Origin of the sequence: Arthrobacter sp. zg-Y1110, from assembly GCF_025244865.1 — a bacterium.
Taxonomy (GTDB): Bacteria; Actinomycetota; Actinomycetes; order Actinomycetales; family Micrococcaceae; genus Arthrobacter_B.
Window position 1 is genome coordinate 941,463 of the sequence record NZ_CP104272.1, and the last position, 22,788, is coordinate 964,250.

The 22,788-nt window shown below is 64.2% G+C and carries 22 protein-coding genes; 8 read left to right on the plus strand and 14 right to left on the minus strand.

Annotation, left to right across the window (positions count from 1 at the left end; genetic code table 11):
- Positions 1-128 precede the first annotated feature (128 nt).
- From N2K99_RS04440 to N2K99_RS04450, 3 genes are all read left to right on the plus strand, one after another.
- Positions 129-1,445 (plus strand): PhoH family protein, encoded by a 1,317-nt coding sequence (locus tag N2K99_RS04440; protein WP_227924255.1) that lies wholly within the window; start codon positions 129-131, stop codon positions 1,443-1,445.
- Positions 1,446-1,506: 61 nt separating this feature from the next.
- A complete protein-coding gene (locus tag N2K99_RS04445) occupies positions 1,507-2,049 on the plus strand; it encodes a prepilin peptidase (protein ID WP_227924256.1) in 543 nt (180 codons plus the stop codon).
- A gap of 4 nt (positions 2,050-2,053) precedes the next feature.
- Positions 2,054-2,524: an NUDIX domain-containing protein gene (locus tag N2K99_RS04450; protein WP_227924257.1), complete on the plus strand. Its 471-nt coding sequence runs from the start codon at positions 2,054-2,056 to the stop codon at positions 2,522-2,524.
- Positions 2,525-2,602: 78 nt separating this feature from the next.
- Here N2K99_RS04450 and N2K99_RS04455 read toward each other — a convergent pair whose 3' ends face one another.
- The 5 genes from N2K99_RS04455 to N2K99_RS04475 form a co-directional block, all read right to left on the minus strand.
- A complete protein-coding gene (locus N2K99_RS04455; RefSeq protein WP_227924258.1) occupies positions 2,603-4,279 on the minus strand; it encodes an MDR family MFS transporter in 1,677 nt (558 codons plus the stop codon).
- Positions 4,280-4,984, minus strand: a complete 705-nt coding sequence (locus tag N2K99_RS04460; RefSeq protein WP_227933999.1) for a TetR/AcrR family transcriptional regulator — start codon at positions 4,982-4,984, stop codon at positions 4,280-4,282.
- Between the two features lie 124 nt (positions 4,985-5,108).
- Positions 5,109-6,530 (minus strand): class II fumarate hydratase, encoded by a 1,422-nt coding sequence (locus tag N2K99_RS04465; protein WP_227924260.1) that lies wholly within the window; start codon positions 6,528-6,530, stop codon positions 5,109-5,111.
- A 41-nt stretch (positions 6,531-6,571) separates the two neighbouring features.
- On the minus strand, positions 6,572-7,234 hold the full coding sequence (locus tag N2K99_RS04470) for a carbonic anhydrase (RefSeq protein WP_227924261.1): 663 nt from the start codon (positions 7,232-7,234) through the stop codon (positions 6,572-6,574).
- A 64-nt stretch (positions 7,235-7,298) separates the two neighbouring features.
- Positions 7,299-7,892 (minus strand): DUF4245 domain-containing protein, encoded by a 594-nt coding sequence (locus tag N2K99_RS04475; protein ID WP_227924262.1) that lies wholly within the window; start codon positions 7,890-7,892, stop codon positions 7,299-7,301.
- Positions 7,893-8,067: 175 nt separating this feature from the next.
- On the opposite strand from N2K99_RS04475, the gene glpX reads away from it, so the two are divergent.
- The gene (gene glpX / locus N2K99_RS04480; protein ID WP_227924263.1) at positions 8,068-9,108 is read left to right on the plus strand and encodes a class II fructose-bisphosphatase; all 1,041 of its coding nucleotides are present in this window, start codon (positions 8,068-8,070) and stop codon (positions 9,106-9,108) included.
- A gap of 70 nt (positions 9,109-9,178) precedes the next feature.
- Here glpX and N2K99_RS04485 read toward each other — a convergent pair whose 3' ends face one another.
- Positions 9,179-10,012 (minus strand): tryptophan-rich sensory protein, encoded by an 834-nt coding sequence (locus N2K99_RS04485; protein ID WP_227924264.1) that lies wholly within the window; start codon positions 10,010-10,012, stop codon positions 9,179-9,181.
- Positions 10,013-10,123: 111 nt separating this feature from the next.
- Between N2K99_RS04485 and N2K99_RS04490 the strand changes: the two genes are divergently transcribed.
- Positions 10,124-11,152, plus strand: a complete 1,029-nt coding sequence (locus tag N2K99_RS04490) for a peptidoglycan bridge formation glycyltransferase FemA/FemB family protein (protein ID WP_227924265.1) — start codon at positions 10,124-10,126, stop codon at positions 11,150-11,152.
- 141 nt (positions 11,153-11,293) lie between these two features.
- Here the strand turns inward: N2K99_RS04490 and N2K99_RS04495 are convergent, their stop codons facing one another.
- From N2K99_RS04495 to N2K99_RS04505, 3 genes are all read right to left on the minus strand, one after another.
- The gene (locus N2K99_RS04495; RefSeq protein WP_227934000.1) at positions 11,294-12,616 is read right to left on the minus strand and encodes an MFS transporter; all 1,323 of its coding nucleotides are present in this window, start codon (positions 12,614-12,616) and stop codon (positions 11,294-11,296) included.
- A gap of 109 nt (positions 12,617-12,725) precedes the next feature.
- Positions 12,726-13,754, minus strand: a complete 1,029-nt coding sequence (dmpG, locus tag N2K99_RS04500; RefSeq protein WP_227934001.1) for a 4-hydroxy-2-oxovalerate aldolase — start codon at positions 13,752-13,754, stop codon at positions 12,726-12,728.
- The gene (locus N2K99_RS04505) at positions 13,751-14,698 is read right to left on the minus strand and encodes an acetaldehyde dehydrogenase (acetylating) (protein WP_227934002.1); all 948 of its coding nucleotides are present in this window, start codon (positions 14,696-14,698) and stop codon (positions 13,751-13,753) included. The genes dmpG and N2K99_RS04505 overlap by 4 nt, the downstream gene beginning before the upstream one ends.
- Before the next feature lie 140 nt (positions 14,699-14,838).
- Here N2K99_RS04505 and N2K99_RS04510 point away from each other — a divergent pair, with 140 nt between their 5' ends.
- On the plus strand, positions 14,839-15,651 hold the full coding sequence (locus N2K99_RS04510) for an IclR family transcriptional regulator (protein ID WP_227934003.1): 813 nt from the start codon (positions 14,839-14,841) through the stop codon (positions 15,649-15,651).
- Positions 15,652-15,663: 12 nt separating this feature from the next.
- Here N2K99_RS04510 and manA read toward each other — a convergent pair whose 3' ends face one another.
- The 4 genes from manA to N2K99_RS04530 are packed head-to-tail and all read right to left on the minus strand — an operon-like array spanning position 15,664 to position 20,390.
- A complete protein-coding gene (gene manA, locus N2K99_RS04515) occupies positions 15,664-16,992 on the minus strand; it encodes a mannose-6-phosphate isomerase, class I (protein WP_227934004.1) in 1,329 nt (442 codons plus the stop codon).
- 48 nt (positions 16,993-17,040) lie between these two features.
- Entirely contained in the window at positions 17,041-18,684 is a 1,644-nt protein-coding gene (locus N2K99_RS04520; protein WP_227934005.1) for an LCP family protein, read from the minus strand.
- A gap of 5 nt (positions 18,685-18,689) precedes the next feature.
- Positions 18,690-19,220 (minus strand): 5-(carboxyamino)imidazole ribonucleotide mutase, encoded by a 531-nt coding sequence (purE, locus tag N2K99_RS04525; protein ID WP_227934006.1) that lies wholly within the window; start codon positions 19,218-19,220, stop codon positions 18,690-18,692.
- A 3-nt stretch (positions 19,221-19,223) separates the two neighbouring features.
- On the minus strand, positions 19,224-20,390 hold the full coding sequence (locus N2K99_RS04530) for a 5-(carboxyamino)imidazole ribonucleotide synthase (RefSeq protein ID WP_227934007.1): 1,167 nt from the start codon (positions 20,388-20,390) through the stop codon (positions 19,224-19,226).
- Positions 20,391-20,583: 193 nt separating this feature from the next.
- Between N2K99_RS04530 and N2K99_RS04535 the strand changes: the two genes are divergently transcribed.
- Positions 20,584-21,135, plus strand: coding sequence for a GtrA family protein (locus tag N2K99_RS04535; RefSeq protein ID WP_227924270.1), 552 nt, complete (start codon positions 20,584-20,586; stop codon positions 21,133-21,135).
- On the opposite strand, the gene N2K99_RS04540 is transcribed toward N2K99_RS04535, so the two are convergent.
- Positions 21,113-21,850: a TIGR03089 family protein gene (locus N2K99_RS04540; RefSeq protein WP_227934008.1), complete on the minus strand. Its 738-nt coding sequence runs from the start codon at positions 21,848-21,850 to the stop codon at positions 21,113-21,115. The genes N2K99_RS04535 and N2K99_RS04540 overlap by 23 nt on opposite strands.
- 336 nt (positions 21,851-22,186) lie before the next feature.
- On the opposite strand from N2K99_RS04540, the gene N2K99_RS04545 reads away from it, so the two are divergent.
- Positions 22,187-22,732: a WhiB family transcriptional regulator gene (locus tag N2K99_RS04545; RefSeq protein WP_231709589.1), complete on the plus strand. Its 546-nt coding sequence runs from the start codon at positions 22,187-22,189 to the stop codon at positions 22,730-22,732.
- Positions 22,733-22,788: the final 56 nt, after the last annotated feature.

Consider the following 22,788-nt stretch of genomic DNA (forward strand, 5'->3'; position numbering starts at 1 on the left):
CTGAGGCCTGCGGGCGTACTTTGGTGCTATCGGCCCGGCTGAGGCAGCGGGCGGAACATCCAACGCAACAGCGAGATGGAATATATCCAGCGACCGGGGCCCTGGGGCGCCCCTGACGGGAGTTCCACGTGGCAGCTGAACAGCAAGTACAGGAGCGGGCCAGCTTTGTGCTGGATACCTCGGTGCTATTGTCCGATCCGCGGGCGATCCTCCGCTTCGCCGAACATGAAGTAATACTTCCCCTGGTGGTCATCACCGAACTGGAGCGCAAGCGCCAGGATCCCGAGCTTGGGTATTTTGCCCGGAACGCGCTGCGGCTGCTGGACGACCTCCGGGTCCAGCACGGCGGGCTCGGGGCACCTATCCCGTTGGGGGAGAGCGGCGGCACGCTGCGGGTGGAACTGAACCACATCTCCACGGACGTGCTGCCCGCGGGTATGCGGGGCAGCGACAACGACAGCCGGATCCTCGCCGTGGCCAAGAGCCTGGCCGACGGCGGCCGGAACGTGACAGTGGTGTCCAAGGACCTGCCCATGCGGGTGAAGGCCTCGGCGATGGGACTGGCAGCGGATGAATACCGCAACGAACTGGTCCGGGATTCGGGCTGGACCGGAGTGGCGGAACTGGAAATCTCCGACGCCGATATGGCGCTGCTGTATGACCACCAGCCGCTGCTGATCCCCGAAGCCGCGGACCTGCCCGTCAACACCGGAACGGTGCTGATGGCCGGGCGGGCGTCGGCGCTGGGGCGGGTGGGCGCGGATAAGCGGCTGCGGCTGGTCCGGGGGGACCGGGACGTCTTCGGGCTGCATGGACGGTCGGCCGAGCAGCGGCTGGCTATCGACCTGCTGATGGACCGGGAGGTGGGCATTGTCTCGCTGGGCGGCCGGGCAGGAACGGGCAAGTCCGCGCTGGCCCTGTGCGCCGGGCTGGAAGCGGTGCTCGAACGCGGGGAACACCGCAAGGTGATGGTGTTCCGGCCGCTCTACGCCGTGGGCGGCCAGGAGCTTGGCTATCTGCCCGGCACTGAGTCCGAGAAAATGGGCCCCTGGGGCCAGGCGGTCTTCGACACCCTCGAGGCACTGGTCTCCGTGGAGGTGGTGGAGGAGGTCCTGGACCGCGGCATGCTCGAGGTGCTGCCGCTGACCCACATCCGGGGCCGTTCACTTCACGACGCCTTCGTGATCGTGGACGAGGCACAGTCCCTGGAGAAGAACGTCCTGCTCACGGTCCTGTCACGGATCGGACAGAACTCCAAGGTGGTCCTGACCCACGACGTCGCCCAGCGGGACAACCTGCGGGTGGGCCGGCACGACGGCGTGGCCGCCGTGGTGGAGACGCTCAAGGGCCATCCGCTCTTTGGACACGTGACGCTCACCCGGTCGGAGCGCTCGCCGATTGCCGCGCTGGTGACCGAGCTGTTGGAGGAAGGACAGATCGGCTAGCTTTTCCACAGCCGCCGGCCCGGCCGCCTGAACCGGCCGGGCCTGGGGCTACGGTGGTCCCATGGTGGGCATCCTGGCGGGCTATTGGGCAGCGGGCACAGGCGGTGGAAGCGGTGGTTTAGGTGGATCCGTTGCCGCGGTGCTCCTAGCTGCTGCGCTCGCCTGGTTTGCGGCCGTCGCCGTCCGGCTGGCCCTGATCGACATCCGTACCCGCCGCCTGCCCAACGCCGTGGTTCTGCCGTCCTATCCGGTAGCCGCCGTGCTGCTGGCCGGTGCCGCGCTGGCCGGCGGGGAACCGGAGCGTGTCGGCGCAATGCTGCTGGGGGCCGCTGCGCTGTGGATCGGGTTTTTTGCCCTGCGGCTGCTCAGCCCGGCCGGAATGGGCTTCGGGGACGTCAAGCTTGCCGGACTGCTGGGCCTCTATTTGGGATTTCTCGGCGCCGGCCACGTCCTGGCAGGGGTGGTGGCTGCATTTGTTTTCGGCGGACTCTGGGGGCTGGCGTTGATCCTCACCCGGCGGGGAACGGCGTCGTCAACGGTGGCGTTCGGCCCGTTCCTGCTCCTGGGAGCCGCCGTGGCCATGGCCGCCCCTGCCCTACAGTAGAAGCATGCCTACCCCTGATTTTGTCCTGTCCCTTCGGAAGCGGATAGGACATGATCCGCTCTGGCTTCCCGGTGTCACGGCCGTCGTGTTCAACGTGGAAGGACAGGTGCTGCTGGGCCGCCGCGCGGACAACGGACGGTGGGCCCTGATCACCGGAATGCTCGAGCCGGGGGAGGAGGCCGGGCCGGGAACCGTGCGTGAAGTCGAAGAGGAAACCGGTATCCGGGCCGAACTGGAGCACCTCATCCACGTCGGCGCCCACGGGCCGGTTACCTTCCCCAACGGAGATGTCTGCTCCTTCCTTAATCTGGCCTTCAGCTGCCGGTACGTTTCGGGAGAGGCTCGGGTGAACGACGACGAGTCCACCGATGTGGGCTGGTACCACCTGGATGCCCTGCCGCCCCTGAGCGAACGGCACCGAATGCTGATTGACCTGGCCCTGACGGCCGACGGCGTGCCGGTCTTCGAACGCTGAGCCGCTGACAACCCAAACAGTGAAGGGCCGCCCCGCAGCAGCGGGACGGCCCTTTCGCCGGTTAATGAAGCGAAGCTGCTACTTCTCCCGGTAGGGGTTCTCCGGAGCCTGCAGCGGAGCCTCTGAAGCTTCCGTACGGCCGGTTTCCTTGAGCGCGGCCAGGCGTTCGGCCTCCAGCCGGTCCGCCTCCGGACCGGCGACGGCTTCACCGCGGGCCACCATCCCGGCGACGTCGGACAACGGAATCTGCTTCAGGAAGAGGGCCAGGACCAGTGCGATGACCAGGAACGGGATCAGGTACCAGAAGACAGGGGCCAGGGAATCGGCATAAGCGGTGACAATGCCGTCCCGGATCGGTTCCGGCAGGTCATTCATGACGGACGGCTGCAGGGTCGCGGTGGCCTCGCCCGCAGCGGAAGGATCGAAGCCGGCCTTGGTGAAGACCTCATGCAGGTTCTCGGAAAGGCGCGAGGTGAACATGGCACCGAAGATGGCCACGCCCAAGGCGGCGCCGACCTCGCGGAAGTAGTTGTTGCTGGACGTCGCGGTGCCGATCTGGTCCACTGGAACGGAGTTCTGCACCACCAGGACAACCACCTGCATGATGTAACCGAGCCCGGCGCCAAAGACGAACAGCTGCGCGCAGATCACCCAGACCGGGGTGTCCGCCGAGAGGGTTGTCATCCACAGCATGGCAGCGATCACCAGTGCCGCACCCATGATCGGGTACTTCTTGTAGGTGCCGTGCTTGGTGATGGCGAGGCCGGAGTAGATCGAGGTACCCATCATGCCCACCATCATCGGCAGCATCAGCAGGCCGGAAACGGCTGCAGAGGTGCCGGTGGACATCTGCAGGAAGGTCGGCACGAAGGCAAGGGCGGCGAACATGCCCATACCCAGGGTGAAGCCGATGGCCGTGCTGTTGACGAAGATCGGGTTCCGGAACAGGCTCATCGGGATGATCGGGTCCGCGACGCGGTTTTCCACCATCACGAACAGGACTGCGGCAACCAGCATCCCCGCGCCGCAGGCCAGCGTCAGCGGGTCGGTCCAGCCGCGCTCGTCGCTGCCGCCGAAGTCTGTGAAGAAAATCAGGCAGGTGGTGGCAATGGAGAGCAGCACCACGCCGCCGATATCGATCCGTTTCGTTGCCTTCTTGCTCGGCAGCGTCAGGGTGAAGAAGGCGATCAGGAAGGCAACGATGCCGATCGGGATGTTGATGTAGAACGCCCACTGCCAGGTCATGTGGTCCACGAAGAAACCGCCCAGCAGGGGCCCGGCGACGGCGGACAGGCCGAAGATGCCGCCGAGCGGGCCGAGGTACTTGCCGCGCTGGTCGGCCGGCACGATGTCCGCGATGATGGCCTGGGACAGGATCATCAGACCGCCGCCGCCGAGGCCCTGAATGGCCCGGAAGATCACGAAGCCCCAGAAATCGGTGGCGAAGGCACAGCCGACCGAGGCCGCGGTGAACAGCACAATGGCGAACAGGAACAGGTTGCGGCGGCCCAGCACGTCACCGAACTTGCCGTAAATGGGCATCACGATGGTGGTGGCCAGCAGGTAGGCGGTGGTGATCCAGGTCTGATGCTCGACGCCGCCCAGTTCTCCCACGATGGTGGGCATGGCGGTGGAAACAATGGTCTGGTCGAGGCTGGCAAGCAGCATGCCGGCGATCAGGGCGGAGAAGATGATCCAGATGCGCTTCTGGGTCAGCAGGAGCGGCCCGGAAGCACGTTCGGCGGTGGAGGTCATTTACGTGTCCTTGGCGGTATCGGCAGGGGCGGTGGATGCAGGGCGGGGATCCGTCGGTTCGACGGGGAGTGGAGACGCAGTCGAAAACACTGCGATTGCGGCATTGACCTCGGTGACGAGGGTGCTGCGGTAGGAATCGGTGTTGGCCGGATCGAAGAAGCGGAGTCCGGCGCGCTGGACCAGGGCTCCAAAGACGGCAACCGTTGCCCGGACCCGCGGGTCATCGGCCGGCAGGGATTCACGGGCGGCCAATATCCGTGCAAAGGCTTCCTCGGTCTCCTGCGAGCCGTGCATGGCCTTCGAGATAAGGCGGGGTTCGGCGCTGACGGCTTCCTTCAACTGGGCCATCTCCGAGCGGGACATGGCCATGCGCTCGGTCATGCCGACGGCCAGGTCCACGAAGTCCGCCACCAGGGCAGGGGAGATGCCTTCGCCGGTGGAACCGGCTCCGCCGTCGATAAAGCGCTGGACCAGATCCTCCGGAAGGTCATCAGCGGGCGAACCCAGGATGGCGTCTTCCTTGGCGGGAAAGTAGTTGAAAAACGTCCGGCGGGAGATGCCGACCTGTTCGCACAGTTGCTCGACGGTGAAGCCGTTGACGCCGTGGGCGGCGGTCAGCGCCCGGGCCTGCGCCGTGATGGCGGCCCGGGTGGCCGTACGCTTGCGCTCGCGCAGGCCGCAGTCTTCTGTTGCACTATTCGGCATGGAGTAAAGTTTTGCACTCTGTGTCGGTAGGTGCAAATTTCCGGTTTGCCGGGGAAAACAAAGGAGCGCCCGGGAATCCGGACGCTCCTTCGGCGGGCCTGCCGTGCTGGGACGGCGGTGCTCCTTAGGCCTGCGGCGGCTTCGTCATGGACAGGACGTCAAGGGCCTTGTCCAGCTGCTCAACCGTGAGTTCGCCGCGCTCGACGTAGCCGAGATCCTCGACGGCCTGGCGGATGGTCTTGCCTTCCTTGACCGAGTACTTGGCGATCTTCGCAGCGTTTTCGTATCCGATGAACTTGTTCAGCGGAGTCACGATGGACGGGGAGGCCTCGGCCAGGTAGCGGGCGCGCTCGACGTTGGCTTCGATGCCGTCGATCATCTTGTCCGCCATCACGCGGGAGGAGTTCGCCAGGAGCCGGATGGATTCGAGCAGGTTCGCGGCGATCACCGGAATGCCCACGTTGAGTTCGAAGTAGCCGAAAGTTCCGGCCCAGGCCACGGCGGCGTCGTTGCCCACTACCTGCGCGGCGACCTGCAGGACGGCCTCGGAGATGACGGGATTGACCTTGCCCGGCATGATCGAGGAGCCCGGCTGCAGGTCAGGGATGGCAATCTCGCCCAGGCCGGTGTTGGGGCCCGAACCCATCCAACGGAGGTCGTTGGCGATCTTGGAGAAGGACACGGCGATGGTGCGCAGCATGCCGGACACCTCAACCAGTGCGTCGCGGTTGGCCTGTGCTTCAAAGTGGTCCCGTGCCTCGGTCAGCGGCAGGCCCGTGTCAGCGGCCAGCAGCTCGATCACGCGCTGCGGGAATCCGGCAGGAGTGTTGATGCCGGTGCCGACGGCGGTGCCGCCCAGCGGGACTTCGGCCACGCGGGGCAGGGATGCCTGCACGCGCTCGATGCCGTAGCGCACCTGCGCGGCGTAGCCGCCGAATTCCTGGCCAAGGGTGACCGGGGTGGCGTCCATCAGGTGGGTACGGCCGGACTTGACGACGTCCTTGAACTCTTCGGCCTTGCGCTCCAGGGACACGGCAAGGTGCTCGAGGGCGGGGATCAGGTTATTGATCAGGGCGGACGTGGCAGCAACGTGCACCGACGTCGGGAAGACGTCGTTGGAGGACTGCGAGGCATTCACATGGTCGTTGGGGTGGACGCTGGTCTCGCTGCCGGCTTCCTTCAATGCCCGGGTGGCGAGCTCGGCGAGGACCTCGTTGGTGTTCATGTTCGAGGAGGTGCCGGAGCCCGTCTGGAAGATGTCGATCGGGAACTGGTCATTGTAGGTGCCGGCGGCGACGGCGTCGGCGGCCTTTTCAATGGCCCGGGCGCGCTCGTCGTCGAGCACTCCCAGTTCCGCGTTGGCAGTCGCGGCGGCCTTCTTGATCCGGGCGAGCGCTTCGATGTGCGAGGGTTCCAGCGTGGTGCCGGAAATGGGGAAGTTCTCGACCGCGCGCTGGGTCTGGGCGCGGTAGAGGGCGGAGGCCGGAACGCGGACCTCACCCATGGTGTCGTGTTCGATGCGGTATTCGGAGGTGTCAGAAGTCATGCCCCCAAGCCTAATGTCCGAAGGCGCCGCAGTGATAACTGCTACTTGGGCAGCACCGAACGCAGGACGGCGGGGTGCTCGAGGGCGCCGAAGCCGGAGACGAGCTCCGCGTTGCCTTCCGCCAGCCGGTAGGACAGGCCGATGACGGCAACTTGACCTTCCTCCACTGCCGCGGAAATGAGGCGGGAACTTTCCACCAGGCGTTCCGCGGTCTGCTTGGTGTGTTCAACCACCATGTCATTGACTTCGTGCAGGTTCTTGCGCTGCGCCGCCAGCACGGACGGAGTGATCCGCTCGACGAGGGTGCGGACGTAGCCGGTGGGCATTTCGCCCGTGTCCACGGTGGCTTTGGCGGCAGTGACGGCGCCGCAGTTGTCATGGCCCAGCACCACAATGAGGGGCACGCCCAGCGTGCCTACGCTGTACTCCAGCGAGCCGAGCACGGCGTCGTCAATGACCTGTCCGGCGGTGCGGACCACGAATGCGTCCCCAAGACCGAGGTCGAAGATGATCTCGGCGGCGAGGCGGGAATCCGAGCAGCCGAAAATCACTGCAAACGGGTTCTGCCCCTCAACCAGCGAACTGCGCCGGGGTGCGTCCTGGTTGGGGTGGCTGGCGGTGCCGGCCACGAAACGTTCGTTGCCTTCGCGCAGCTTCTGCCAGGCCTGGGCGGGTGTGATGATCTTTTCGCTCGCTGTTTCCACGGTATCGAGGTTACTCCTATGGGGACGGGCGGGGCCTAAACGGGCACGCCCGCAGCCGCCGCGGTCAGTTGCTGCGAAGTTCGCGGACCACGTGGTCGGCCAGGACATCGAATTCCGCCAGGTCGGCGGAACCGGTGAGGATCACGGTTTGCCCGTCGATCTCCGCGACCAGCGTTGAGTCCGCGTTGGAGGAATCGCGCAGCTCCCAGGTGACTCCACCTGCCGGCCGTTCACCGGACACGGTTGAATCGCCGCTGTGTTCGAAGATCCAGGTGGGATTGGCGGCGTTGGTCTGTGTCAGGGAGATGAACTCGGTATCCGGAGTGACATATCCGACTTCCCAGTTCGGGACGCCGTTGTTGGTCCCGGCGTTCCAGCGGGCGTAGTTGGCACTCCAACCGTCCGGAAGCTCCAGAGCCAGCGGCTGGTAACCGGCGTCCCCGGCAGCCTGGTTGGCAGCGGCAGCAACATCGACGTTGCGGGCCTGCATCTTGGGTGCGGGATTAAGCAGCACCGGCACCAGGCACAGTGCCAGCGTGAGCCCGGTGGCGATCAGCATGCCTATCACGGTGGCATTGGCCCGCTTGGCCTGCTTGGCGGTCAATACCGGCGTTACGGGTTCATCGGTCTGCTGGGGATCGGGCTGCGTTTCACTCACCCATCCATAATCTCTTATTCGGAAGCGATGTCCTACTCCGAGTAGCGCACCGCCGCGGAAATCCGCTGGCTGAGGTGGTGACGGGAGGCACGCAGACTATGATCGGACAAAGGCCACCCGCTTTCGGCGGTGTCCGCAGACGTTTACAGCAGAGTTTTACATCATAATTTCGAAGATGAGGTTTGACGTGTCCAAAGGTGCCCAGTACTCCACACTTTCCCCCGCATTGGCAGTCGGGGACTCCGAGCCGGACCGCAACCTGGCCCTGGAACTCGTCCGCGTCACCGAGGCGGCGGCCATCGCCGGCGGCCACTGGGTGGGCTTCGGCGACAAGAACGCGGCAGACGGTGCTGCCGTGGACGCCATGCGTTCACTCATTTCCACCGTCCATTTCAACGGCGTGGTAGTGATCGGCGAAGGCGAAAAAGACGAAGCGCCGATGCTCTACAACGGCGAATACGTCGGTGACGGCACCGGAGCCCTGTGCGATGTCGCGGTGGATCCGATCGACGGCACCCGCTTGACTGCCCTGGGCATCAACAACGCCCTTGCCGTGCTGGCCGTCGCGGAGCGCGGCACCATGTTCGACCCCTCGGCGGTCTTCTACATGGAAAAGCTGGTCACGGGGCCTGAAGCCGCGGACATGGTGGACCTTCGCCTTCCGGTGAAGCAGAACCTGCACCTGATCGCCAAGGCCAAGGGCAAGAAAATCAACCAGCTCAACGTGATGATCCTGGAGCGGGACCGGCACAAGCCGCTGGTACAGGAAATCCGCGACGCCGGTGCGCGCACCCGGATGCTGATGGACGGCGACGTTGCCGGCGGCATCGCGGCCGCTCGCGAAGGCACCGACGTCGATGCCCTGATGGGCATCGGAGGCACCCCCGAGGGCATCATTACGGCCTGCGCGATCAAGACGCTGGGCGGCGTCATCCAGGGCCGGCTGTGGCCGACCTCCGACGACGAGAAGCAGAAGGCCATCGACGCCGGACATGACCTGGACCGCGTGATGTCCACCAATGACCTGGTCACGAGCGACAACTGCTACTTCGCCGCCACCGGGATCACCGACGGCGACCTGCTGCGCGGCGTGCGCTACAAGAAGGACCGGGTCCTGACCCAGTCGATCGTGATGCGTTCCAAGTCCGGCACCATCCGCGTGGTGGACGGCGAGCACCAGGCACACAAGTGGGAGTCCTACGCCCGCTCCAACTAGGCGTTCCTGACACAGTTGATGCTGCCTGGCTTCCGTCCGCAGGCAGCATCAACTGTTTACCGGGCTTCCTTTACGGAAGCCGACGTTCCCGGACCGCCCGGACACGGAAAACCACGGTGACTGCGGCTACCACCACGGCGGCGGCAACGGCGGCGACAGCGGTGGGAACCGATTCCAGCCCTCCGTTCAGCCGGGAAACGGCGATCCAGGCCAGCCCCCACACCAGCGACGCCGCCGGGGCAAGACGTCCGCGTCCGGCTGCAGCCAGCCCGGCGCCCACTCCGGCAGCCACGGCGAGCACACCGCAGGCCCAGACTTCCGGAGCAATACCGAATCCCCGGAATCCCTCGGCAGTCAGTGCCGAGGCCGTATTCGCGGCGGTGGCTACGCAGACCCAGCCCAGATACAGGCCAAGGGCTCCGTCCACGGCGATGGCTTCGAGCCAGCCGGACGCCCGGGTGGCGGCGTAGCGGCGGAAGCACAGGGCCAGGACGGCGAGCAGCAGCACAATCACCACAACGCTCAGAATGACCGCGCCGGCCTGGACGGTGAGGATCCAGGCGGCGTTAAGCACCAGCGAGGCGGCGACCAGCCAGCCCAGGGAGCGCTGCCGGTCCGACGTCCGCTGGGACGGGAACCACTGGTAGACGGTGTAGAGGCCCAGGCCCGTGTAAATCACTGACCAGATCGAGAAGGCAGAGCTGGCCGGTGCGAGGTACGTGGCGTCTGCGCTGAGGGCGCCGCCGGCCGCCTCTGCAATGGGTGTGCCGCCGAAGACACCCACGCCGATCATCGAACCGACAATGCAGGCCGCGAAACAGATACTGACGGTGCTGAGGCGGGCCAGGTCCGATCCGCCGGAATTGGTCCGAGACGTCCGGGTGTTGGGTGTGTAGGAACTCATAGTTGACCGTAACAAAGCAGCCAACCGCCCGGCAGTGGTGCGGGGAAAACCGGAAGCGGCCCGGTACCGCTGTTTTCGGGTGTGGCAACGGAGCCAAGTAGGCTGGAAGGCATGACACTGCGCGTTACCCCCTGCTCCGATGCCGCCGCCTGGAACGAAACCGTGAACCGCTTCCGCGGACACCCGCAGCAGTTGTGGGGCTGGGGGAAGACCAAGGCAGAGCACGGATGGAACGTAGACCGCGTCCTGGTGAGCGACGACGCCGGTACGGTCCTCGGGTGCGCACAGGTCCTGCTGCGTGCGCTTCCCTTCCCCTTCCGGGCCCTTGCCTACATTCCCCGCGGTCCGCAGGGTGAGCCCGGACGGGAACTTGAAGTCCTTGACGCCGTTGCGGATTACGTCAAGAGCACCCATTCCGCCGTGGCCTTGTCCATCGAACCCGATTGGGATGCGGACGGGAAGCTGGTGGCAGGGTTGCCCGGGCTTGGCTTCCGCAGCAGCGACAACACCATCCTCATCGGCCGGACACTGATCCTGGACCTGCAGCGCAGCCTGGAGGACCTGTCGGGGGACATGAGCAAGAAACACCGGCAGTACATCCGCAAGTCCGGACGCGAGGACCTGACCTACCGGCGCGTGACGCGCGGGGAAATTGCCAAATGCCTCGCGGTGTACAAGCTGACCGCCCAGCGGGCGAACTTCGGCATCCACGAGGATTCCTACTACCTGGATATCTTCGACAACCTCGGCGAGGATTCACCGGTCTACGCCGCCTTCAAGGGCGAGGACGTCGTCGCGTTCCTGTGGCTTTCCACCAGCGACTACACCTCGTTCGAGCTCTACGGCGGAATGACGGAGGAAGGCGAACGGCTGCGGGCGAACTACGCCCTTAAATGGCATGCCATCTCCGATATGAAGGAGCGGGGGATCACCCGGTACGACTTCAACGGCCTGCTCAATGACGGGGTCTCGAAGTTCAAGATGGGCTGGGCGAAACACGAGGATCAGCTGGCCGGCACCTGGGACAAGCCCCTCTCGCCGCTCTACCCGGTCTTCTCCACCGCGCTGCCGCTGGCCAAGACCGGAATGCGCAAGGCCCGCGGGGCAGCGGCCGCGCTGAAGGCCCGGCTGGGCCGCTAGCACCCACGTTGCATGCCGGGAGTCTGAGGCATGCTGCGCCACACTCGTTCAGGACAGAGTTGAGGCCAGATTCGCCGATCGCGAGTCTGGCCTCAACTTTAGAGATATGGCCGGGCGTTCCCCCGGTCATCAGTTGATCAGTTAATCGAGGATTTCCCCCGAACGGTCCTTGGCGAACAGCACGGCAACCACCGAGACCACGCTGCAGGCGATGATAAACAGACCGATCGGTATGTAGCTTCCGCCGAATCCGGTAAGAAGGGCTGTGGCTATGAGCGGTGCGGGGCCCCCCACCAGGGCTGCCCCGATCTGATAGCCGAGCGAAACTCCGGTGTAGCGGACGTCCGCCGGGTAACTTTCGGCAAAGAACGTTCCCAACACGGCCCCGTACATGGACCAGATGCAGCTGAAGCCGACAACTACGGCCACGGTGAGCAGGAGGAATGACTCCTGGTTGACGAGCCAAAAGAACGGAATAATGTAAATCATTATGAGCCCGGCACCCGTAAGGAACATTTTCTTGCGGCCCAATCGGTCAGAGAGCGCACCGACGCCGAGCATGACCGGGATCGCGATAATCGCTGCTATCAAAACTGCGTTCAGCGCCTCGCTGCGGGCAAACCCGAGGCTTACCGCGTAGGACACAGTGAAGGTCGCAAAGATAAAGAAGGTCGACGTTTCCACAAATTTCGCGCCAATGGTGATGATGACAGCACGCCAGTGATGGCGCAGTGTCTTCATAAGCGGAACCTTGACTGTCGAGTTTGTCGCTACAACATTTTGGAAGGAGGGGGTTTCCGCCACGCTGTGCCGGATCCACAGACCGATTCCGACCAGGACCACGGAGAATAGGAACGGGATGCGCCAACCGTAGGAAAGGAAATCCTCGTTGGAGAAAATCGAACTTGTTGCGGAGGCGGCCAGGTTCCCGAGGGCCAGTCCAAACAATGCCCCGGTCTGGGGTACAGCACCATAAAGGCCGCGCTTATTTCGAGGTGCGTATTCGACGGCCATAAGGAGTCCGCCACCCCATTCCCCGCCGAGTGCCAGGCCCTGTAGCAGGCGAAGCACGGTCAGCAGGATGGGGGCCCACATCCCGATGGTCTCGAAGGTCGGCATGAGGCCTATGGCTACGGTCGCCACGCCCATGATGGTTAGGGTGATAACCAGAGTCTTTTTGCGGCCGATGCGGTCACCGATGTGGCTGAAAATGATGCCGCCGATCGGGCGGATGAGGAAAGCCAAGGCAAATGACGCCAATGCGAGCATTTGGCTGGCCACCGGGTCGCCGGACGGGAAAAACAACGGACCGAACACGAGTGCAGACATGGTCCCGTAGAGGAAGTAGTCGTACCATTCGACAGCGCTCCCAACTGCGCTCCCAAAAAGGGCCCGCCGGCGCGTTGGGCCATCGATTAGCTCTGACTTGTCTCTTGGAGCCGAGGGCTGAGCGATTGTGCTCATGACGTGAACCTTTCGTCGTTGAAGGGTATGACTTCCGGCATTTCCGGCGGGTGTGGAAATGAGATGCGTGAGCGGCTTCCACGGCTTAATGCGCTGTATGGCATCGCGGTTAGCCGTTTGCCTTGAGTAGATCCAGGGCTACATCGACGATCATGTCTTCTTGGCCGCCGATCATTTTGCGGCGCCCGAGCTCGAGGAGGATTTCGATGGTTGGAATGCCGTACTTGGCGCTTGCTGTTTCAGCGTGAAGGAGGAACGAGGAGTAGACGTTGGCATAGCCGAGGCCCAGAGTCTCGCGATCAACCTGTACCGGACGGACTTGAAGAGGCCGAACGATATCGTCAGCTGCGTCCATAAGCGCCATCACGTCAGTTCCATGATTCCAACCGAGCTTGTCCGCGACAGCAACGAAAACCTCAAGGGGCGTATTGCCTGCTCCTGCTCCCATACCTGCCAGGCTTGCATCTACTCTGATGGCTCCTGCCTCAACGGCTGCCATCGAGTTGGCAACTCCCAGAGCGAGGTTGTGATGGGCATGGATCCCGATCTCGGTCTGTGGAGAAAGGACATCCCTGAGAGCGGTGATACGTTCCGTCACATCAGTCATTGTCTGACCTCCGGAGGAATCGACGACGTACACACACTGAGCACCGAACCCCTCCATGAGTTTTGCTTGCTGGGCAAGCTTTGCAGGCGTGGTCAGGGCACTCATCATCAGGAAACCGGTCGTGTTCAAGCCGAGATTCCGCGCCGTGTCGATGTGCTGTGCTGAGACGTCGGCTTCTGTGCAGTGAGTTGCCACGCGCACGTATCCGACTCCTGCGGACGCAGCCCTTTTCAGGTCGGATATCGTGCCGATGCCCGGGATGAGCAGGGTGGCGATGGCGATATTGTTTGCTGCCTCCGCTGCTGCTTCGATCAATTCAACGTCCGAGTGGCGTGAGAACCCGTATGTGATGCTGGAACCGTTGAGCCCATCGCCGTGGGAAACCTCCACGCTGTCGACTCCAGCCGCGTCAAGGGCCGAAACGACGTCGCGGACGTTCTTGACGGTGTATTGGTGTCGTACTGCGTGGCTGCCGTCCCGCAGGGTAACGTCCGAAATAAACAGTTTTTCCGGTACTAGGGAATCGTTCATGATGCCGCCCCCGCTTTCTGGACATGGGTTGCCACTATTTCTGCGGTGCGAAGCGCAGCGGACGTCATGATGTCCAAATTGCCCGCATATGAGGGGAGGTAGTCAGCAGCCCCTTCGACTTCAAGGAAAACAGTGGTTTTCAGGCCGGTAAAAGCCCCCAAATCCGGAACATTGACCGGTTCCAGAACGTCGTCGAACTGGACCTCCTGCTTCAGGCGATAGCCGGGAACATAAGCGTTTACCTTAGCCACCATTTCGCGTATGGAAGCCTCGATCGCGTCCCTGTCGGCGGCGGCTGGCGTCAGCACCAGAACGGTATCGCGCATTATCATCGGCGGCTCTGCGGGATTGAGGACAATGAGTGCTTTGCTTGCGGCGGCCCCGCCAACCAACTTGAGTGCCTCAGCGGTTGTTTCGGTGAATTCGTCGATATTGGCCCGGGTTCCAGGCCCGGCTGATCTGCTGGAGATGGACGCAACGATCTCGGCGTAGTGAACCCGTGTAACGGCAGAGACGGCAGCAACGATCGGGATGGTCGCTTGGCCGCCGCAGGTAACCATGTTCACGTTTAGTGAATCAACGTGCTCAGCAAGGTTCACGACCGGCACGCAATAGGGGCCGATAGCGGCCGGCGTGAGGTCGATTAGGCGAATGTCCGGCTTGGCCGACCTCAGTTTGTCGGCGTTGAAATGGTGTGCTCCGGCCGATGTCGCATCGAAAACTATCTGGATATCAGCGAAGACAGGCGACGCGATGAGGCCCTCCACCCCCGTGGAAATCGCTGTAACGCCTAACCTGCTTGCGCGTGCCAATCCATCAGACTCGGGGTCGATGCCGACCATGGCGCGGATGGAGATGATCCCGTTGCGCTGAAGAATCTTGATCATTAAGTCAGTTCCGATATTGCCTGAACCTATGATCGCTGCGGGAATGCCCTCAGCCATGCTCAGCTCCTGTCGTAGTGTTTAGTGCGCCTGCATCTGTTCGAAACTTCGGCACCTGTTCTAGGCATCGAACACGAGGCCAGGGGCAATGTCAATAGGTCCATTTGCAGCACCCTGAATTACCGGGTATCTATTGGGATATGGCCCGACTTACCCCCGCCGTGCTGCGGACACTCGACATTCTGGAACTGTTTCTTGATGACGGAGCACCGCTGAGCGCCCCGGATGTCGTTCGGAAGACAGGGCTTCCCCGCACTTCAGTGCACGAGCTCCTGGCAACCCTTGTTGCCAGGGACTACCTGCAGAAGGATGACGTATCAGGCACATTCCGCTTGGGGGTTCGACTCCTTCATCTGGGGAATGCCTATTCAGCCAGATTCGACATGCTCTCAGCCGCAAATGACGTTGCTCGTGAACTGGCGGAACGAAGTGGCGAGACTGTCAGCGTTGCCCTCCTCGAAGGTGGAGACGTGTTCTATCTGGCAAAGATAGAAAGCCGTGACAACCTTCGCCTTCCTTCCAGCATCGGCCAGAGGCTGCCTGCGAGTGTGACAGGACTAGGTAAGGCGCTGCTTGCGTATGCGTCTCCGCAGTCTCTCGCCACCCGGTTTTTGGACCCGGATAACCTGCCCCGGATGACGCAGAACAGCATTGGCACTCTCGCTGAACTCGAGGTCGAGCTTCAACGTATCCGGGAGCGCGGCGTCGCCTTCGAGAATGAAGAATCGACGCCGAATATCCGTTGTGTCGCAGCCCCCGTCCGTGACGGTACGGGGGCAGTCGTGGCCGCCATCAGCATGTCAGTTCCCGTGGCGCGATGGCAGCAATATCCGGAGGAGATCTGGATCGGGCTCGTTCTGGAGGGCGCTCAGCACTTCTCTTCCCTGCTTGGTTTCTCCGTTTCCCCGCAGGGGCAGGGGGCCGGCTCGGCAGGTAAGTCTGAGATCCCTTAGGGTTTAAGACCCTTAGGCCTCGATATCCAGCCGGGGGGCATCTGCTTCCCCGGCCGGAACCGACCCGACCGTCACGGCAAAGGCCAGGGCGCCGTCGTCGTGCTGGGCGGAGTCCGCAGCGAGCCGGGCCACCACGGGTGCCTCGAACGCTGGAAGGAAGGCACTGTCTCCGGGCTCGAGGGTGAGGCTGCCCGAGGTGGATGTCAGGGCAATAGTGCCCCGCACCGCGATGACCACCGCCGGTCCGTGCTGCAGTACCGGCGCTTCGGCCGGGAGCGAGTCTCCGTTGGCGCCGGAAGGTCCCTGAGCCAGTTCCAGGCGCTGGAGCGCAAACTCCTCGAACGGCGGGCGGAATACCTGCTGGCCTTCCCGCGTGTCCTCGGCCGCCACGTACGGGACGCCCAATGGGCGGAAATCGACGGTCCGAAGCAGCTCCGGTACGTCGATGTGCTTCGGGGTCAGCCCGCCCCGCAGGACATTGTCCGACGCCGCCATAACCTCCACCCCCAACCCGCTGAGGTAGGCGTGGACGTTGCCGGCCGGTAGGTAGACCGCTTCGCCGGGCTGCAGTGAAGCACGGTTGAGCAGCAGGGAGATCAGGACACCGGGATCGCCCGGGTAGTAGCCGTTCAGCTCGATCAGTGTGGACAATTCGCGGGCATATTCGCCTCTGTCGGTGAGCTTCGCGACGGCAGCCGCGGCAAGTTCAACGGCCTCACGCACGGCTTCGCCGTCATTAATGAGGGTGCGGAAGACGGACTGCAGGCGCGCCGGCGCGGGATGGCCGGAGGACAACTCGGCCGCGATCCATTCCAGCAGGTCGGGCACCTCCCGGCCGGCTGCGGTGACCGCAGCATTAACGGCCCGGAAGAGGTCCGCAGAATCCTCCGGCTCGCGGAAGCCGCACAACGCCTCGAAGGGCGTGAGTGCGAAAATCATCTCGGGCTTGGAGTTGCCGTCCTTGTAGTTGCGCTCCCGGGCGTCCCGGTCCACGCCGGCTTCCTCTTCCGCAGCGTAGCCGGCCCGGGCCTGCTCTGACGTGGGGTGGACCTGCAGCGACAGGGGAGCCCCGGCCGCCAGGATTTTTGCCAGGAACGGCAACTCGGGACCGAAACGCCCGGCGGTGTCGGCGCCGAGCATCAGCTCCGGGTCGGCCGCAATCAGCTCGTCGAGCGTTTCGCTGCCGTCCACCGGCGGAACCAGCGCCGAGGGTGCCCCGGGGTGCGCACCGATCCACAATTCAGCCTCGGGTCCGCCGGAAGGTTCCCGGCCGAACAGTTCGGCGATCGCGGTGGTTGATCCCCAGGCATAGGGTCGAAGGGTGTTCCGGAGTAGGTACACGGGCCTCTTTCGGGTGCTTGAGAATCGGGTCGGGTTGGGAAGGCGGAACTAGCCCACGCTGCACTCGCCGTTGTTGTTCAGGAGCGATCCGAGGGTGGCGTCATCTCCGATTTCCGCGAGGTACTGAAGATACTCCACCGTTATTTCGGTTTCCTCCTGCGGCACCTCGGTGATGGGAGTTCCGTCGGCTGCTTCACCGTCCGCGCCGGTGCCTGACTCCGGCGCCGGTGCGGCTTCCTCGGGTGCTGCTTCTTCCGGTGCTGCCGGGGCAGCTTCTTCCGCCGGAGCGGGGGCCGGAGCCGGCTCGGCCGGTGCGGCTTCCAAACCGGCCAGGAAGTCCTGCACCCGGGCGTGGATCAGGTTGAAGTCCGGATAGGTCACAAAGTTGTCCGCCGCCGTGCCGAAGTCCGGCGGGCCGATGGTCATCCGCTCCATGGGCTGGCCCTTGGCCTTCAACGCCAGGTCCACGAAACTGCCCAGCTGGTCCTGGGGGAGGTCCGTTTTCACGATCTCTTCACCGGCCGTGGCAATGGCCTGGAAGCGGGTCAGGAGCGTAGCCGGGTCCATCTGGGCCACCATGGCCTGCTGGACGCATTGCTGCCGGGCGATCCGGTGGTAGTCAGTCACGAATTCGCGAGAGCGGGCGTACCAAAGGGCATGGTAGCCGTCCAGGGTCTGGGTGCCCGGCGGAATCCAGCCGTCCGGGGGATAGTGCCGGTTGGTGCCGGGAATTTCCCCGGCAGTAATCGGCACCCAGCCGCCGGAATTGACGGTGACGCCGCCCATGGCGTCGACCAGCTGTTCGAAACCGCCCATGTCCACGATGACGTAGGCCTGCACCTCAAGCCCCAGGCTGCCGCTGACGGCGTCCATCATGGCTTCGGCGCCGGGATCAGCTGCCTCGGGGTAGAGATCCGCGTAATTCTCCGTCACCGTCTGGTAAAGGCTGTTGATGATGCACTCGTCGCCGCAGTTGTAGCCGTCGGGGTATATGTCGTGCAGCGGGGAATCCGTGGGGAACTGGGCGTTCTGGAAGTTGCGGGGAATGCTGAAAGTCACGGGCTGGCCCGTTTTCGCATCCACGCTGATCATCGAGATGCTGTCGGGACGCAGTCCGGTGCGGTCCTCGCCGGCGTCTCCGCCCATCAGCAGGAAGTTGTACCTGCCGTCTACCGGATCAAGGGACGGGCCCGAGGAAAAGATGGAGCCGAAAGTCTGCCGGCTGACGTTCATCAGGTAGGCGCCGTAGGCGAGGCTGCCGCTGGTTCCCACCATCAGCAGCACCAGGCAGGCGGCGACGAGCGGCCGCACCCGGCGCTGCAGCAGGGGAGGGCGGATGATGCGCAGGGTGTTCAGGAACAACAGTCCCCAGGCCACGGCCAGGGCGGCCAGGACGATCATGATTCCGAACGAGGCCCAGCCGTTGGCCAGGATGTTGATCAGCAGTGCTCGGTTGGTGACGGCCAGGACGATGGCCGCAATAGCCACCGCCCAGACTGCGAAGGTGACTTTCAGGGCACGCCGGCCGAGGCGCCGGTCCCCGGCTACCACCTGCGCAGACCCGGGAAGCACCAGGGTCAGCAGCAGGAGGATGAAGGCACGCTTGGTGCGCACCGCGGGGGCCGCGGTCTGGGGATACCGCACGGGATCGGTGAAGGAGCCGCCCGTGGGCTCGGAACGTTGCTGGTTCATTGCTGCTAGTCCGTTCCGAGCAGGGATGTGCGCAGTGCTGCGCCTTTGGCCATGGCGGACTGGCGCAGCCCGCCGGCAAACTCGATGAGCTGTTGCTGGAGGCTGGCAGCGAGTGGGTCGGTACCTGCTGCGAGTATCCGGACAGCCAGCAGTCCGGCGTTCCGGGCACCCCCGATCGAGACCGTGGCTACCGGCACCCCGGCGGGCATCTGGACGATTGAGAGCAGGGAGTCCATGCCGTCCAGGTATTTCAGCGGCACGGGAACTCCAATGACCGGAAGCGGGGTAACCGCGGCCAGCATGCCCGGAAGGTGGGCGGCCCCGCCTGCTCCGGCAATGATGACGCGCAGCCCGCGGCGGTGGGCGTCCTGCCCGTATTCCAGCATGTCGGCCGGCATCCGGTGGGCCGAAACGACGTCGGCTTCATAGGGGATGCCGAATTCGGCAAGGGCCGCAGCGGCTGCGTCCATGACCGGCCAATCGGAGTCCGAACCCATGACGAGGCCTACCAGCGGCGTGGCAGCGCGGTGGGACATGCTTCAGTTCTCCTTCAGGGGGTCGCGGCCGTCACGGATGATGGCTGCTGCCCGGCCGGCACTGCGGCGGAGGGCGGGGAGGTCGTCAGCGGAACCGACGGCATTAACGTGGCCGATCTTACGTCCCGGCCGGACGGATTTGCCGTAGGTATGGACCTTGACGGCGGGTTCGGCAGCCAGCGCCAGGGGATAGGCAGCAAACAGGTCGCTGTTGTCGCCGCCAAGGAAGTTCTTCATCACGGCTGTCCCGCCCCGCAGGGAGGTGGCGCCAAGAGGGAGGTCGAGGACTGCGCGCAGGTGCTGCTCGAACTGGCCGGTGACGGAGCCGTCCATGGTCCAGTGCCCGGAGTTGTGCGGGCGCATCGCCAGTTCGTTGATCAGGAAGCCGGGGCCGCGGCCGGGGGTTTCAAAGAGCTCGACAGCCATGACTCCGGTGACGCCCAGTTCCTCCGCCAGGCGCAGGGCTGCGGATGCGGCAGCGTCCGCGACGGCCGGATCCAGCTGCGGTGCCGGGGCAATGACCTCGTCGCAGACGCCGTGGACCTGGATGGATTCGACAACCGGCCAGGCACTGCTTTCACCGCTGGGAGTGCGGGCCACGAGGGCGGACAATTCCCGGTGGAACGGCACTTTTTCCTCGGCCAGCAGTGGTTCGGAGCCGAACCAATCGGCGCAGTCCGCGGCAGCGGCGGCGTCGTCGACTATGCGTACGCCCTTGCCGTCGTAGCCGCCCCGCGGTGTCTTCAGGACCACGGGCCAGCCGGCGGAGTTGCCGAACGAGACCAGGTCCCCGGGTGTGGAAACCGCGGCCCAGCGCGGATTGGGCAGTCCCAGGCGTTCCACGGCGGCACGCATGACCAGTTTGTCCTGGGCATGGATCAGTGCGGCGGGACCGGGCTGGACATTGATGCCCTTCTCCATGAGGGCCCGCAGATGTTCACCGGGCACATGCTCGTGGTCAAACGTGACAACGTCCACTTGGGCGGCAAAATCCGCTAAATCCTGCAGGTTCCGGTAATCACCCACTGTGGCATTGGCCACTGCCGCCACGGCAGATACCTCGGGGCCCTCGGCGAGCACACGCAGCTCAAATCCGAGGGCTGTGGCCGCCGGGGCCATCATCCGGGCGAGCTGGCCGCCGCCTATCACGCCGATAATTGGGAAATCCACGGCTTAAGCGTACCGAAAAGGGCTGTTATTCCCGCCTCGCGGCACCGTTGTCTCCCTGGACACTAAGCAGACTCCCATAAAGGCGCGGTAATATCGGCTGTTGACCGCCGCGCGTCCGCGCGTCGGGAACTGGCAGCCGCCGATTCTTCCATGAGTCTTTGGGGGTGCTGCCGTCGATCGGCCTCGGAGGGTCATGAATACATCGCTGTCAGATCGGCTTCGGGGCCTGGTTTCCCTTTTTTGGCGTGAGGTTGCCAAATTCGGCACGGTAGGTGCCGTGGCCTTCGTGGTGGACAACGGCCTTACCCTCTACCTGATGCACGGACCGATGTCCGGCAGTGAGGTCAAGGCTCGTTTCGTGGGCGCCGTCGTCGCCACCATGGTCTCCTGGGTTGCCAACCGCTACTGGACCTTCCGCCGCCGCCGCAGCGTGGACAACGTGGGCCGTGAACTGGGACTGTTCATTCTGATCAACGGCGTGGGCATTGTCATTTCCACCGGTTTCACCTGGGTTGCCCGCTATCCGATGGGTATCGAAGACAAGAACATGCTGTTCCTGGCCGGCGTGCTGGGCATCGCCGTCGCCACCATCCTTCGGTTCTTTGCGTACCGGTTCTGGGTCTTCAACGTTGAACTGGACCAGGAGCCCGGCTTCGAGAAGGACTATGAACTGATCGACGAGTCCATAGTCCCGCCCAGCAAGGTCAACCGGTACGGCGCCGTTAAGCCTCCAAGCGCTTCGTAACCTTCTCAGAGGCCAATACCCGTTCGTCCGGTTCCACGCCGGCCGCAGTAAGCACGACGGCGCCGCCCGAGGCCCAGGTTCCCACCGCCGCCTCCAGTACGAGCGGCAGGTCCGGAGCTGAAGCGAGCAGTACTTCGGCGGAACCATCCGATGCTCCGCCGAGCAGGGTCCCGAGCGATCCGTAGGACACTGTTCCGTTCAATTCGCGGGCGGCAGTCGGGCTTCCGACCTCAAGGGCCGGTTGTCCGTCGCCGGGCCGGGCGCCCTCCATGTACGTGTCGGCGTAGGAGCGCACCTCCGCCGCGTAATCGACGACGCCGGCCGGCAGCTCCGACGGGAACGCCAGGTCCAGTGCCCCCAGCGCGACGGCCACGATGGTCCCCTCGGCGCCGCCGTCCGCAGTGTCGGTGACCGTGATGTCCACCTGTCCTCCTTCGGCCGGGGAACCTAGAACCACGGTGCAGCCGGTCTGCCAGACAGCAAGGGCCCAGACCAAGGTCTTCCAGTGGATGGGAAGGTTCAGGCGGACGAGCCGGCCGGGCTCGGCGTCCAGTTCATCCACCAGGAAGTTCGAGGTCTTGGCCACCCAGTTGTCCAGCACCTTCCCTGAGAGCTCGATCCGTTCCCCTGCGGGGCCGTACCAGATCAGGGCAGGGGAAGTAGCCTGGCGAGTGCGCAGGCCTGACAGAAGGGTGCTTGCTGCGGACATGGTCATGGAGAGGGCCTCTTTCGTTGGTTCCTGCGTAGGCGGCACGGCGTGCATCGGCTTACTGCGAATGGCGACGCTGAATAAACGCGGATGATGCGATTCCCGCTTCCCGGGACGGGTAAAGTGCGACGCGCCCGGCTTAAGTGCGAAATCCCGGGCGTGGCGTTCCCGGCATCCGCTGATTGAACTCTATAGGATGCCTGAACAGCTTGACGGAGCCGTATTACACACGTGTAATTAGGTATCGGATTTGTTCCAGCCACATGGGAGGACCCGCAGGGCCCAGGCCCCGCCGGCTCGACCACACAGCCGCCGCTGGAGCAGTAACACCGGGAGGACTCCATGGGGCAAGCAGAAGAAACGCAGGACAACACGGTCATTGCCGGGCAGGCTTCGGCCAGCTACGGCTCAAGGGGCGTGCCCGTCGACTGGTACGTGGATCCTGCAGACCCGGCTGCTGCCGAGCGCTACCGCAGGGAAACCGCCGGCACCCTCGAGGACCAGGCCACTGCCTTCCTTGCTGCGCATGAGGCGCTGGCGGATGCTCCTGCCGACGAGGAGCTTGTCCTCGACCCGCCCGTTTCGTTGTTCCAGGCTCCGCCGGAGTCCGAAAGCCGGCCCGTCTGGATCGGACTGCCCGGCCTGGGCCAGGACTACGCCGACGAAGGCGAGTTGGGCTGGCAGGCGGATGCCCTCTGCGCACAGACCGATCCCGAGGCTTTCTTTCCGGAAAAGGGCGGCTCAACGAGGGACGCCAAAAAGGTCTGCGCCGCCTGCAACGTGCGTTCGCAATGCCTCGAATATGCACTGGCCAATGACGAGAGGTTCGGAATCTGGGGCGGCCTGTCCGAGCGCGAACGCCGTCGGCTTCGGAAGCAGGCAGTCTAATTCATTCGCAAGTCCATGTCTGCGCCGTTGTTATAGCCCATAACGGCGCCTCTTAT